Source organism: Paenibacillus sp. IHB B 3415, from assembly GCF_000802655.2.
Taxonomy (GTDB): Bacteria; Bacillota; Bacilli; order Paenibacillales; family Paenibacillaceae; genus Paenibacillus_AQ; species Paenibacillus_AQ phytohabitans.
On the sequence record NZ_JUEI01000120.1, the window covers coordinates 1 to 13,246 of the forward strand.

Consider the following 13,246-nt stretch of genomic DNA (forward strand, 5'->3'; position numbering starts at 1 on the left):
GTCGTGTGAAACAAAGACTTTTTCAACAGTCTGAATAACAACACTTAATTTCACTCAAATAGCAAACAATGAAGATATGAGTAGAATTAAGTAACATAAATCCACTTAAATTCAACAAAAAGCAGAATAAGACTGGTTTAGATGACGAAAATCCAACTAATTTCCCGGCGGGCTGTCGTGTCCCCAGCAGATGCATTATCGGCACATTTCCAGCAGGTCCCCTCTCCGGAGGGGTTCCCCAACAAGCGCATCTTCGGCGGGCGCGTCCCCGACAGACACATTCTCCGCAGGCGAGTCACCAGCCAGTACGTCCCTCCCCGGCGTGCCATGTTCTCGGCAGAAGTATCCCCAACAGGCGGCCCCCAATAAGCACCTCCCCAGCTATCACACTTCCAGCTGGCATGTCTCCCGCCCACATAGGGCAAACTCACTATTGCATCCTTGAGCGATTTGTTTTATTCTGAGTATGAAAATAATTTTCTTTATTATTAGTGTATCGGTTAAAATAATTTCAGTAAATATTTCAAATTTACCGCTCATCCATCCCACAAAACACAGAAATCAGCGTCAGCTTTAGCGTCAACATAAATACAAACAAACTACAGGATTACAAAGAACGAAAGAAAAGAAGGTGAGTACTTGTCTCCAATTCTACATGCCCTGGAGCATGACAAGCCCAAGCTGTCGCAAATGGAACGCAAGCTGGCGGAGCGCATACTGGCTTCCCCGGGGGAAATTGTCCATATGGGGATTACGGATCTGGCCGAAGAGTGCGGCATCAGCCCGGCAACCATTACGCGGTTCTGCAAGGTGCTGCATTTCAAAGGATTCCCTGATTTCAAAGTCAAGCTGGCGGCCGAGCTCGCCCACAGCGACGCTTCGCCGCAGGATGGCGGCTCCTCTTACCAGGATATCGTGGCCGGTAATCCGCTGCCGTTCATTGTGGAGGCGATGCAGGCCAATCATCTGGCCTCCATCCGGGATACCACCTCGCTGCTTGATCTCGGACGGCTGCAGAGCGTGATCGATCTGCTCTGCCGGGCACGGCGGGTCGATCTGTACGGGATGGCGACCTCATCCATTGTCGCCCAGGATTTCTATCAGAAGCTGATCCGCATCGGCGTGAACTGCACGGCTTTTGCCGATTCGCATATGCAGATTACTTCCGCTTCCTCACTCGCGGCCGGTGATGTCGCGTTTGCGGTTTCTTATTCGGGTGAAACCCCGGAGACGATCGATGCGTTAACCTGTGCCGCGGCAAGCGGCGCAGCCACAGTCTCATTGACCTCATACGGAAGCAGCACACTGGCAACACTGGCCGATATACCGTTGTTCTCATCATCACTTGAGCAGGGTATGCGGCGCGGTGATATGGCTTCACGGATCGCACAGCTGCATATCATTGATATTCTGTTCACCGGCATGGTCAGCAACCGGTTCGGGGATTTCATTCCCAAGCTGGAGCAGTCGTATCTGAATGTACAACACTACCGTCATAAACGGGGAGGACAATTATAATGAATATTTTGAAATTCCAGAACGAAGAAGATTTCGCAGTAACCGGGGCGAACCTGATTGCCAGCCTGCTGCAGAGCAATCCCAAGGCTGTGCTGGGTCTGGCTACCGGAAGCTCTCCGGTCGGCGTGTACGCGAAGCTGGTGGAAATGCACCGCAAGGGCATTGTGAGCTTCGCCAAAGCCTCCTCCTATAACCTTGATGAATACGTCGGTCTGCCCGTAGATCATCCGCAAAGCTACAGAAGCTTCATGAATGAGCATCTGTTCAATCATATCGATATTGACCTGGCCCGTACCCATGTCCCTAACGGAAATGCGCCTGATCTGGATGCCGAATGCCTGGCTTATGACCGGATGCTGGAAGATAACGGTCCTGTGGACCTGCAGATTCTCGGCATCGGCAGCAACGGCCATATCGGCTTCAATGAACCGGATGCCAGCCTCAGCAGCGGTACACATGTCGTTGACCTGCTGGAGGAAACACTGGAAGCGAATGCCCGCTTCTTCGACAAGCTGGAGGATGTGCCCCGGCAGGCCGTAACGATGGGTATCGGCGGTATTCTCAAGGCCAAGCAGATTGTACTGCTGGTGCGCGGGGAAGAGAAGGCGGAAGCGGTAAAAAATGCGCTGGAGGGTCCAATCACGACCCAATGCCCCGCCTCGCTGCTGCAGAGCCATCCGAATGTAGTGGTCCTGCTTGATAAAGGAGCAGCAAAATGGCTGAAATAAACGTTTCATCCGGTGAACTGCTGTACGGCAAAGTGCTTACTCCTGACGGAGTTATCCAAAAGGGCGTAATCGCCGTCTCTGAAGGCCTGATCCAATATGCCGGGGAGGCCGCCTGGCTTCCGGCAGCCTATGCTAACTGGCAGACGGGGACTTCACCTGAGCCTGAAGGACTGCTAATTCCCGGATTTGTTGATGTACATGTGCATGGGGGAGCCGGTCATGACTTCATGTACAGCGATGCGGATTCACTGAACACCATTACACGCTTCCATGCTTCGCAAGGCACAACATCTATGCTGGCTACAACTATGACTGCCGCCAAGGATGACATTGACCGCGTGCTGTCTGAAGTGAATGCTTATCGTTCCGCTGAAGGCGGCATGCCCTATGCCCAGCTGGCAGGCGTACATCTGGAAGGTCCGTTCATCAGCCCGAAATGGCCCGGAGCACAGAATCCCGGGCATATTGTTCCGGCCAATACGTTATGGCTGGAGGAATGGGAAGGCCGGTATCCGGGGATGATCCGCCAGGTTACACTAGCCCCGGAACGTGAAGGCGCGCTGGAAGCTATCCAGTGGCTGCGGAAGCATGGGATTACGGCAGCGCTCGGCCATACGGATGCCTCGTTTGAAGAGGTTATCGCCGCTGCAGATGCCGGCCTAAATCAGGCTGTGCACATGTTCAACGCCATGACGCCGCTGCATCACAGGAAGCCGGGAACCGCAGGTGCCGTCCTGTTCGATCCGCGCATCCGCGCGGAGGTTATTGCCGACGGCATACATGTTCATCCGGCAGCGATCAGTATTATCGCCCGGCTTAAGCACGAACATAACCTGCTGCTGATCACAGACGCCATGTCGGCGACCGGACTCAGCGACGGGGAATATGCCATCGGCGATTTGCCCGTTATTGTCAGCGGCGGGATTGCCACGCTGAAGGAGCATCCTGAGTCGCTCGCCGGCAGTACACTGACCATGATCCGCGGCTTCCGCTATCTGGTTCAGGAGATCGGCCTAAGCCTCCCGGAGGCCTCACAGGCAGCCAGCCTTACCCCTGCGGTGTCGCTCGGCATGCAGCGGTCTATCGGCTCGCTGGAGGCAGGCAAACGCGGCGATATCCTGCTGCTGGATGATGAGCTGAATCTGCGCGGAGTCTGGATTGGCGGACGCAAGCTGGAGGCTGAAATCGGGTAAGCAGCGGGCTGGCTGCTGCTGCCCTGATCCATCCTATATATGTATAAGCAAGCCAAGCAGCCCATCGGCCCGGATTCGGGAGCGGTGGCTGCTTGGCTGTTTGTGTCTGTGCTATGCCCTCATGCTGAATAAGCATCATATTCCTCTGGAATACTAGCCTAATTGAGACAGGGCGGCTTACGGCTTACTTCATCTTAATACCCGCTGCGTGTAGGGAAAATCCGTTCGACCATCGTGCGGAATTCATTCGCAAAGCCTTTAAGCGGATGCCCTGCACGGAATTCCTGCGCATAATAATCTGCCCGCTCAACGAAATCGGGGTTGGCCGAGACATACACATTCTTAAGGTCTGTTTTCCCCTTTTTAACTTCTGCGGCGATCTTATCCTTCATATCCTGGGTAAGCGTGTCCTTATCCGTTATCGCGGTTCCGTTACCCGGCGCTACACTGCGGATTCCGATGGTATTGCCCAGACTTTCATCGATGTCGCGTTTCATATGGCGTCCATCGACCATATTGCTGCGGGACATGATACCGTTGTTGCCGTTCCCCAGATAATTCTCCGGATCTGCAACGCCTGTACCGCCTACAGTACCCGTGCCTGTCATGCTTCCCGGAATTCCGGCAATGGAACCGCCTGTTCCTGTCATACCCGGATTACCGGCTGCGGTTCCTCTACCGGTACGCATACTGTTGTCCATCATTCCACCCATTCCGGCACCTATCCCTGTTTCCAGTCCGCCTGCCGGTCTGCCCGTACCGCTCAGCATCCCGGATGTGCCGCTGCCGCTGGTACTGCCATAGCTGTACGACTGGATTCCCCGGGTGCTCTTGGCATTGACTCCTCCGGACGCATCTTCCAGCATTACGGCTACATAGGCGCTTTTGCCTACCAGCATTACGTTGGCTGAACGGACTTCCGGCATGGCCGCCACACGGTTCGCCAGTTCCTCGCTCATCTCCATACTGTCGAAGGAATTCGCACGCATTCCGTTCTGCGGAGAGTTGACTTGAATACGTCCGTCCGCCCCCCGTACATTTTTCGTTTCCACCGTATTGTCCGTTGCAGAGTTATTCGCACCGCATCCTGTAATACTCACCGCGCCCAGCAGCAGCGCAGCAGAAACCGTTAAACCGAATTTCGATCGTAACATCCGTTCATCCCCCGTCATAAGAATAGTTAAGTGCAGCGTAACAAGCTTTAGCATGGCCTCCGCCCTGCCAAGCTATCCTGAAAGGATTTGGCACATCGCTCTTTAACCGTCACGCGTAAGTGAAACTTGGCGTATCTTATAAACAGCAGACTGTGTTTCTCCGCAAGGTTAATGTCAGGAGGGGTGATCTTGAAGGTTTTATTCACGTTTTATGTACCAAGCGGCGGGGTAGAGACACTGAACAAGCTGCGGTGTGAGAGTCTTCAGAAAAGCGGCATCGAATGCCACGTGCTCTACCTCATGCCGGGGTCCGGAAGCCACAACCAGACAAACTTCCCGGTGTTTATCACTTCCGTGGATGCAGAGATCAAAGCGGTGCTGGATACGCATAATTATGATGCCATTATTGTAACTTCAGACTATTTACTGCTGGAACGTCTGCGCCGGTTGGGGTATGGCCGTATTCTGATATATGAATCTCAGGGACTTGGAAAGCGCAGTGATGCGAGGAGTCTGATTATTGATTCTGTACCTTTTCTCCGCTCCTACTGCAATGCCGTTCTGATTCCCCCCACAGATCATTTACTGGAGCTGTTTATCGAGATCTGTCCCTGGCTGCACCGTTATGTCATTCCCAACATTGTGGATGTGCAGTCCTTCCAGCATATCCCCGGTGAACCGCCCCGGGATCCGGTCATCGCCTGGGTAGGGCGGCTGGAAACCAATAAAAACTGGAGTGAATATCTGAAGGTCGCCCATCAGATCCGGCTCCACAAGCCTGATCTTCATCTCTGGATGTTTCATGATCCCGATCTCGCTGCAGATGACCAGAAGGAGCAATTTAACAGAGAGCTGCAATCCCTGGGTCTGAAAGACCGCCTCAGTGTGTTCACAAACATTCCAAATCATATTATGCCGGTATATTACTCATCCATTGCCGGTTCCGGGGGATTCCTGCTGTCAAGCTCTATCACGGAGGGTTTCGGGTATGCTGTAGCTGAGGCCATCTGTTGTACCTGTCCTGTACTCAGCACCGATTCTGACGGGGTCAGATCGTTTATTACCCATAACGTTACAGGCAAATTCTATCCGATTGGTAATGTGGAAGCGGCTGTAAACGAAGGGCTGGAGCTGATGAACAATATTCCGCTGCGTGAAGCGATCCGCCAGCAGGGCCGTCAGCATATGGTATCCCGTTTTGGATTCGAGCAATATGCCCACTCCTTCCGTGAAATGATGAATTCCTTCTCTATCTTCTGAAGATAACGTGAAAAAGAACCCTCAACCCCGTACAGCTTCCGGGTTTTGAAGGTTCTTTTGGGTTATAAGCCCTGTTTAGATACAATCTCAAACAGCTCTGTCTGAAAGATCTGCATGCTTCTCTCCCAGGTGAAGCGCCCCGAGTCGAGCTCTCCTCTCGCGGCCAGACGCTGACGGAGCTCTTTATTGTTAACAAGTGCAGAGACATCCTCGGCCAACCGGTTCTCGTAACGGTACGACATCAGGCAGTTATGCCCGTGTACACAGTATTCGAGATTGCCCCCGGAATATACGGTGACCAGCGCGGCACCGCAGCGCATAGCTTCCAGCCCCGGCAATGAGCCGGTGTCATAGGTGCTGGAGCTGACAAAAATGTCGCTCTCATTGTAATGATACGACAGCTCAGAATCATTACCAGGAGTACGTATTTGAAACCGTCCATCCCCAAGCAGCCCTTGTAGCGTCTCGGAGGAAGCATATTCCGACGGGGGCGTGATAATATATATCTCCACTTCAGGATGCCGCTGTTTCACTATGTCCAGCTGCTGAAGCAGATAATCCTGTTCCCGGTGGCCGGAGAACCCTCCCTCGGGACGGCGCATAATCGCCGAGACGACAATCTTGTTCCCGCCTCTGCCGCGTAAGTGGGTATTAGTGAAATCAGGGTTTAGACCGATCGGAACAATTCTGCCCTTAATGCCATGATTAATCCGTATGATCTCCTGCTGCCAGCGCGAGAGTACAAGCAGGTTGCGGGTGATATTATAAGAGGCGAACGACAGATTGTTATCGGGTAAAAAAGTCGGCTCATAGCATAAGGCCAGCCGGATATGCAGCCCCTTGCCCTGTTCACTGGCCCGCTCTGCAACCGGCACCGTTGTATAATAGTTGGAGATGATTACATCCCCGTATGGAAAATCATCTTCGGTCAGCACCGTTGCCGGTGCAGTGATAATGGGGCATTTCATTTCATATTCCACAATGCCGTGACTGGGTAAAAGAACCACCACCTCATGGCCGATTTCCGCCAGACGGTTGGCCAGCTCGGCCAGCATTCGTTGCGCACCGCCTCTGGACAACGTCAGAACCGGGAATGTCAGTCTCATTTCCCTCTCTCCTTTCTCAGCAGCTGCGTCAGAATGCCTTGATGCCTGCTCTGCACCAGAGCAATCTCCCGGTTCTGCGCTTCACTGTGTATGACAGAGCCCATCTCTTTGTGCACACGGTAATCCAGCAGCGGCTCCCCGATATAGGACCATTCATAATGCGGCAGGATACGCAGCCACAGATCATAATCCTGTGTATACAGGAATTTCTCGTTAAACCGTCCCACCTTATTGAAAATCTCCATGTCGAGCAGAACCGAGCTGCCGTTCACCGGACAGCCCGACATCATGGTCTCAATGAGATCATCCCTGTTATGAAACGGCATGCTGATGACTCCCGAGATCCGCTCTCCGAGCTCATTGATATAGTAATAGGCCGTATGGCTGAAGGAGGTTCCAGAGCTGCGGATGGCTTCCATTTGCCTTTTGATTTTATCCGGGTGGAACAGGTCGTCAGCACTTAACCAGGCAAAATAAGCTCCGCTGGCCGCCATGATTCCCATGTTGAGCGCCGAGGCGGTACCGCCGTTGGCTTTGCGGATATACACAATATTGTCCTTGTACGCCTCAAGCTTCTCTATATAGCGTGTAGACCCGTCATCGACAACGATTAGCTCAATGTCCGGGTAGCTCTGAGCCAGCACACTCTTCACCGCCAGATCCACATAAGGGCAATTGTAGAAGGGAATCACCACCGAAACCTTGGTTTTTGGAATCATGCGCTCACCTCCTTCCCGATTCAATTTATACTGTTTTGCAGGCCAGCAAAGCATCCAGCGGCGCATGATTCTCGCCGAACGCTTCACGGAATGAAGGATTCTCCGCATGATGGTAGCCTTTCAGTACGGTTACAGCGTAGCCCAGCTTCAGGAAATCCTCAGGCTCCCAGCCGCTCCAGTGCTTCTGATAAACCTCTCCGTGCAGGTTGAAATGATCCGTTCCCTCCTGCGGGAAGAACCCCCGCGGCGTAAATACGACTACGCGGTTCGAAGCAATGATCTCCGCTTTCCGCAGCAGCTCCATGCCTTCTCTCATCGAGAAATGCTCCAGGGAATCAATCAGCGTGACCGCAGAGAATGTTCCCGGCAGAAACAGCTTATCAATATGGCTGGCATCGGCATGAACCGGAATGATATGCGGGGACTTGTATTTGCGGTGCAGCAGATAAGGTCTGTGGATATCCAGCCCCAGCACAACAGCCGCTTCATATCGTTCCAGCAGCGTACCGGTACCGCTGCCGATATCCAGGATACTCTCGGAGAATTTCAACTGCTCCAGCAGGACCGGCAGGAAGTCTTTCACTTCTATTTCCCGGTACATATGCTTTCCCTCCTAAAAGTTGTGATAGCATCAACTTCCTGAATTCTCTTCATAAAGCTCACTGCGGAAGCATGGGCTTAATTAGTTGCACCCGCTTCTTACTTCTACTCCTGCTTAGCCGCCCATGGAAGCAATCAAGCCACTCAGCGGGGCATGATAGCGGGCATTGGTCGCAGCGGCTTCAGCCATGATGACATCATAATGTTTGATCGTCCCCATGCCGTCATGCCGGCGGTAGGCCGTTAAAGACTGATTGAGCATAATAGGAGGGTATCCGTTCAGAATCGCCCGGTACCACAAATCATAATCATGAGTGTACGGAAGAGCTTCATTGAACAGGCCGATGGCTCCGAATATCTCCCGCTTGAACATCACGGTGCAGCCGTTGATGGGATTACCCTGCAGGAAACAGCGTAAGTAATCCAGCTGGTTATGAAACACAGCTGATGCATTCAGCTGGGTCAGCTGCGAATCCCCGTTAATGAAGTTGAAATTCGTGTACGTGATCAGCAAACGGTTCTGCTCCATGAACAGAACCTGGTTGTTGATTTTGTCACGATAGAACATATCATCCGAGCTAAGCCACACCACATAATCCCCTGTAGCATGGGCAATACCGTGATTCAGTGCGGAGGCGGTACCACCATTGGCTTTGCCCAGGTAGTGAATATGCGGCAAATAGGGGGTAATGCGCTCTGCATGCATGAATGATCCGTCATCAACCACAATAATCTCATAAGGCTGCCAGGATTGAGCCAAGGCGCTTTGCAGCGCCTGCTCAATATAAGGGCAATTATAAAAGGGAATGATTACCGATACTCTGGGCTTCATCATATTCTTCCTTCCTTGCCGGCCCTTGTATAGCCGATAATATCCGCAAGTGACCGGTCCAGACCGATCCCCGGCTTCCAGCCGAGAACGGCAGCATTGTCCTCAGGTTCTTCCTGCAGTACTTCTCTATCAGCAGATGCAGAGGAAGGCTTCGCCGGAACGGCAGATGCTGAGGAAGCAGCAGCCTGACCTTCCTCCGCATGCTGCGGTCCCCAGTCCATCTCCACCGGAGCCGCTGCATGAGCCAGCAGCTTCCCGGCAATCTCCCCAAGCTCCCGCTGCGCCCCGGAGTCAATCCGGTAGATCTTGCCGGTCTCTCCTTGATCCAGAATATAGCCATAGGCTCTAACGGCATCACGCACATCCAGAAAGTCGCGCTGCACATGCCGCGAGGAGATCCGGAATGCGGCAGGTGGAGCTTCTCCCCTGCCGACCGCAGCTTCACTGCGCACAATATGCTGCGCCAGTAAGGAACAGAAGCCGGTGGACGGTCCGGGACCAATCAGATTGGAGGGCTCCGCCATCAGAACCGGCTGTTTGAACAGCGTCCCCCAGGCCAGCGACACCAGTTCCTCCAGCGTCTTGCTGAGACTGTAGGGATGCGGCGGGCCTGCCCCGGAATCCGGTCTGTACTTAAGCCGGGAGCCGGCCACCAGGATACGGCTGGCCGGCTGGAAACGCAGCGCCTCAAGCAAATACAATGTAGCCATTACATTAGTCTCCATATAGAGCAGCGGGTCTTGCCAGGACTCCGGAACCGAGTTCTTGCCTGCCAGGTGCAGCACCTGATCCGGCATGATCTCTCCAATCATTCCGGCGACAGCCTTGCGGTCACCGAGATCACAGACATAGGGCTGAACGCCTGCCGGGAAGGCGGAAGCTTCCGCTGCGCTGCGGCGTACTACAGCGGTCACTTCAGCTCCCTCAGCCGCAAAATAAGCTACGGCATGCCTGCCGGTAAAGCCGGCGGCTCCGGTTATCAGCAGCCTCCGGCCCTTCATGTCGGCATCTCTGAGCCGTGCATAAAGTCTGCAAGCTCCGCAAGCATCTCGGGATAGGACGGTAATTCGAAGTTTACGTCGCTTCTGGTGCTGATCAGCGTCCGGTCCTGCACATGAACCCGTTCGGGGACGATCTCGACATCCCCCTTATAAAACGCAGACTGCATCATCTGCAGCAGTTCATATTTGCTCACCGGCCGGGGATGGGCCAGATGGATCAGCCCGGACAGATCAGAGTCCAGCAGGGAACTGATCACTTTGGCCAGCTCCAGTGTGGTGACTCCGTTCCACATCACACGTTCATAGCCGGTTACCCGGCCCTTCTGGGCCAGGAACCATTCCATGAGCCCGATGCCGCCGGAGCGGATTTCGGGACCAATAATGGAGGTGCGGATCGTCAGGTGGCCGGGGTCACGCACTTCTCCAAGGCTTTTGGTGATGGCATAAACCGATGTGCCGTCAGTGGCATCCTCTTCCGTGTACCCGCCGCGCGTTCCTTCGAACACGCAGTCGGTACTGATGTGGATGAGCCGGGCATGGACGTTGTCCGCTGCCCGCCGCAGACGGTGGGGAAGGAATCCGTTGACATGATAAGCGCCGATTACGTCACGTTCGGCGAATTGATTCAGTACACCCATTGCATTAATCATGCAATGGGGAGAGACGATTTCGACCAGTTTCTCTACACCGGCAATGTCATCGGCATCTACATACAGCCCGCCAAGATCGTTCTTATCCCGGGTTGTATGGAAGACGTGATGATTGCCCTGGCGGCGAAAAAAATCCGCCAGCATGTGACCCGCCATACCGTTTCCGCCGAGGATAAGCAGCTTCACTTGAGGAACCCTCCCCGGATCAGAATGTCCTTGATCTCTGCCTGATCCATCAGATTGTTCTCCGAGCTGAAGCTGTTGAAGGACACGTGCGGGTATTCGCGGTAGTGCTCTTTCAGCTCCGGCATATCCAGAGTAGGAAGAATAACCAGATACTGCTCATCGTAGACAACGGTAGTTAAGCTCTCGAAATCACTCATGAGGATCTCATGGATTTTTTCACCCGGGCGGATTCCAGCCTCGATCATGCTGACATCTCTTCTGCCCGAAGCTTCGATCAGTACCTCAGCCAAATCCACAATCCGGCAGGTTGGCATGGTCATGACGAAGATCTCGCCGCCGATGCTGACCTCAGAGGCTTTGAACAGCAGCGTGATAGCATCGCGCAGGGTGAAGAAGAAGCGGGTCATATTCATATCTGTGATCCGCACCTGTCCCTTGTCCTTGATCTGCTTCATGAACAAGTGGACGACACTGCCGTTCGTCCCCAGAACATTGCCGCCGCGCACTGTTACAAAGTGGGTGCCTGAACCGATCAGGTTGGCGTATACGAACAGCTTCTCGCCGATCGCTTTGGTCATGCCGTAGAAGTTCGACGGATTGGCTGCTTTGTCGGTGGAGATATAGATCGCTTTCTCCACATTGTTGGCAATCGCTGCTTCGATCACATTCTGCGTGCCGACCACATTGGTCTTCAGCGCCTCATACGGCTGGTCTTCGCACACAGGAACATGCTTGAGCGCCGCCAGATGGAACACATAATCCACTCCGCGGCATGCAGCCACGAGGGCATCCTTGTCACGGATATCGCCGATGACGAAGCTGAGGCGCTTATCCTCAAATTCACGGCTCATGGCTACCTGTGCAGACTCGCTGCGGGAGAATACGATGATTTCTTTGGGATGCTGCGGCAGCAGTTGCCGGATAAGCTCATGCCCCCAGGAACCGGTACCGCCTGTAACCAGAATCCGTTTATTATTGAACATGCAGGTTCCCTCCAAGCAGAAATTTAACTACTTTAACCGAGACATCGGGGGTAAGGTACCCTTCCGGCGCCTCCCAGGCAGGCTTAAGCGACGTCATCAGCCGGGTGCAGCGCAGAATACTGTTCTGCTCTACGCCGGACACTACATTACTTCCGCAATCGACCGTCTCCGGACGTTCTGTGGTCCGGCGGATGGTCACTGTCGGCACCCCCATCAGGCAGCATTCCTCTTGAACGGTGCCGCTGTCCGTAATGGCGCACAGGGCATAACGCTCCAGATGGACAAAATCAAAAAATCCGAAGGGCTCATGGAATTCCACCAGCGGGTTCATAGTCAGCGGGAACTGCTCCGTAAGCTTGGAGCGTGTACGGGGATGGATGCTGCAGATCAGGCGGAGTCCATAATGTTCAGCCACAAGGTTAAGTCCCGACATAATCTGGAGCAGGGATTCAGGATCATCGACATTCTCGGCCCGGTGGGCAGTCACCAGCAAATACCGGCCTGCTTCAAGGTTCAGCCGGGATAAAATATCGCTGGACCCGATTTGCTCCTCATAATGCGTAATCACCTCATGGATCGGATTGCCGGTTAACACGATACGCTGGCTGGGAAATCCTTCGCTGAGCAGATGTCTTTTACTCTGCTGGGTATAAGGCATATTTATGGTCGAGACGGCATCTATGACACGGCGGTTTTTCTCCTCCGGCACTTTCAAATCGTAACAGCGGTTGCCTGCTTCCATGTGTACGACAGGAATGCCCATCCGCTCGGCAAGGATTGCACACAGCGCACTGTTGGTATCGCCGAGCAGCAGTATCCGGTCCGGCTTCTCCTGAAGCAGGATGCTCTCCAGGCTCCCGAACATGGCGGCCAGCTGGCCCCCGAGTCCGGCCTGCTTATCCTGCAGCACATAGTCCGGTGCGCGGAGTCCCAGCTCGGCGAAGAAAATCCCGCTGAGGCTGGCCGTGAAATTCTGTCCCGTATGCACCAGCACATGCCGCTCCGCATGCTCATCGAGCAGCGGAATGATGACGCTGAGGCGGATGATCTCGGGCCGTGTGCCCAAAATCGTCATGATCTTCATGGGTTCACTCCCCTTTGATTATGGCCTGCCCTCAGGTAAGGGGCAGGCGGTTCTGTCAGAGCTGGCAGCCGGTCCGGCGCAGCGGCGGTGAAGGGCTTACCCGCCAGGAGCGGTGGAATCAGGGGTAGTTGTGCCCCTGATTGGCGCGATTCCAGCGGGTGGAGCGGATTCAGGGGCATTTGTGCTCCTGATTGGTGCGGTTCCGGCGGGTGGAGCGAATTCAGGGGCATTT

13 protein-coding genes are annotated in these 13,246 nt (G+C 54.0%); 4 read left to right on the forward strand and 9 right to left on the reverse strand.

Features of this window, described 5'->3' with window-relative positions:
- Positions 1-639 precede the first annotated feature (639 nt).
- Genes QW71_RS33545 through nagA form a run of 3 tightly spaced genes read left to right on the forward strand, consistent with a single transcriptional unit; the run spans position 640 to position 3,439 of the window.
- Entirely contained in the window at positions 640-1,518 is an 879-nt protein-coding gene (locus QW71_RS33545) for a MurR/RpiR family transcriptional regulator (protein WP_039309719.1), read from the forward strand.
- On the forward strand, positions 1,518-2,246 hold the full coding sequence (nagB, locus tag QW71_RS33550; RefSeq protein WP_039309721.1) for a glucosamine-6-phosphate deaminase: 729 nt from the start codon (positions 1,518-1,520) through the stop codon (positions 2,244-2,246). Before QW71_RS33545 ends, nagB begins: the two co-directional genes overlap by 1 nt.
- Positions 2,234-3,439: an N-acetylglucosamine-6-phosphate deacetylase gene (nagA, locus tag QW71_RS33555; protein WP_039309723.1), complete on the forward strand. Its 1,206-nt coding sequence runs from the start codon at positions 2,234-2,236 to the stop codon at positions 3,437-3,439. Before nagB ends, nagA begins: the two co-directional genes overlap by 13 nt.
- Before the next feature lie 194 nt (positions 3,440-3,633).
- Here the strand turns inward: nagA and QW71_RS33560 are convergent, their stop codons facing one another.
- Entirely contained in the window at positions 3,634-4,647 is a 1,014-nt protein-coding gene (locus QW71_RS33560) for a YhcN/YlaJ family sporulation lipoprotein (RefSeq protein WP_039309725.1), read from the reverse strand.
- Between the two features lie 129 nt (positions 4,648-4,776).
- Here QW71_RS33560 and QW71_RS33565 point away from each other — a divergent pair, with 129 nt between their 5' ends.
- Positions 4,777-5,853 carry a glycosyltransferase family 4 protein gene (locus QW71_RS33565; RefSeq protein ID WP_306766081.1) on the forward strand — a complete coding sequence of 359 codons (1,077 nt, stop codon included), beginning with the start codon at positions 4,777-4,779 and terminating at the stop codon, positions 5,851-5,853.
- Positions 5,854-5,915: 62 nt separating this feature from the next.
- On the opposite strand, the gene QW71_RS33570 is transcribed toward QW71_RS33565, so the two are convergent.
- The 8 genes from QW71_RS33570 to wecB all read right to left on the reverse strand — a co-directional run bounded on the left by QW71_RS33570 (position 5,916) and on the right by wecB (position 13,014).
- A complete protein-coding gene (locus tag QW71_RS33570; RefSeq protein WP_039309728.1) occupies positions 5,916-6,959 on the reverse strand; it encodes a glycosyltransferase family 4 protein in 1,044 nt (347 codons plus the stop codon).
- Positions 6,956-7,678: a glycosyltransferase gene (locus tag QW71_RS33575; protein ID WP_039309730.1), complete on the reverse strand. Its 723-nt coding sequence runs from the start codon at positions 7,676-7,678 to the stop codon at positions 6,956-6,958. Before QW71_RS33575 ends, QW71_RS33570 begins: the two co-directional genes overlap by 4 nt.
- A 25-nt stretch (positions 7,679-7,703) precedes the next feature.
- Entirely contained in the window at positions 7,704-8,279 is a 576-nt protein-coding gene (locus QW71_RS33580; protein ID WP_039309731.1) for a class I SAM-dependent methyltransferase, read from the reverse strand.
- A 114-nt stretch (positions 8,280-8,393) separates the two neighbouring features.
- Complete coding sequence (locus QW71_RS33585) at positions 8,394-9,110, reverse strand: glycosyltransferase (RefSeq protein ID WP_039309741.1); 717 nt, start codon at positions 9,108-9,110, stop codon at positions 8,394-8,396.
- Positions 9,110-10,111: an NAD(P)-dependent oxidoreductase gene (locus QW71_RS33590; protein WP_039309733.1), complete on the reverse strand. Its 1,002-nt coding sequence runs from the start codon at positions 10,109-10,111 to the stop codon at positions 9,110-9,112. The genes QW71_RS33585 and QW71_RS33590 overlap by 1 nt, the downstream gene beginning before the upstream one ends.
- Positions 10,108-10,947 (reverse strand): SDR family oxidoreductase, encoded by an 840-nt coding sequence (locus QW71_RS33595; RefSeq protein ID WP_039309735.1) that lies wholly within the window; start codon positions 10,945-10,947, stop codon positions 10,108-10,110. The genes QW71_RS33590 and QW71_RS33595 overlap by 4 nt, the downstream gene beginning before the upstream one ends.
- On the reverse strand, positions 10,944-11,930 hold the full coding sequence (locus tag QW71_RS33600; protein WP_039309737.1) for a polysaccharide biosynthesis protein: 987 nt from the start codon (positions 11,928-11,930) through the stop codon (positions 10,944-10,946). Before QW71_RS33600 ends, QW71_RS33595 begins: the two co-directional genes overlap by 4 nt.
- A complete protein-coding gene (wecB, locus tag QW71_RS33605) occupies positions 11,920-13,014 on the reverse strand; it encodes a non-hydrolyzing UDP-N-acetylglucosamine 2-epimerase (RefSeq protein WP_039309740.1) in 1,095 nt (364 codons plus the stop codon). Before wecB ends, QW71_RS33600 begins: the two co-directional genes overlap by 11 nt.
- Positions 13,015-13,246: the final 232 nt, after the last annotated feature.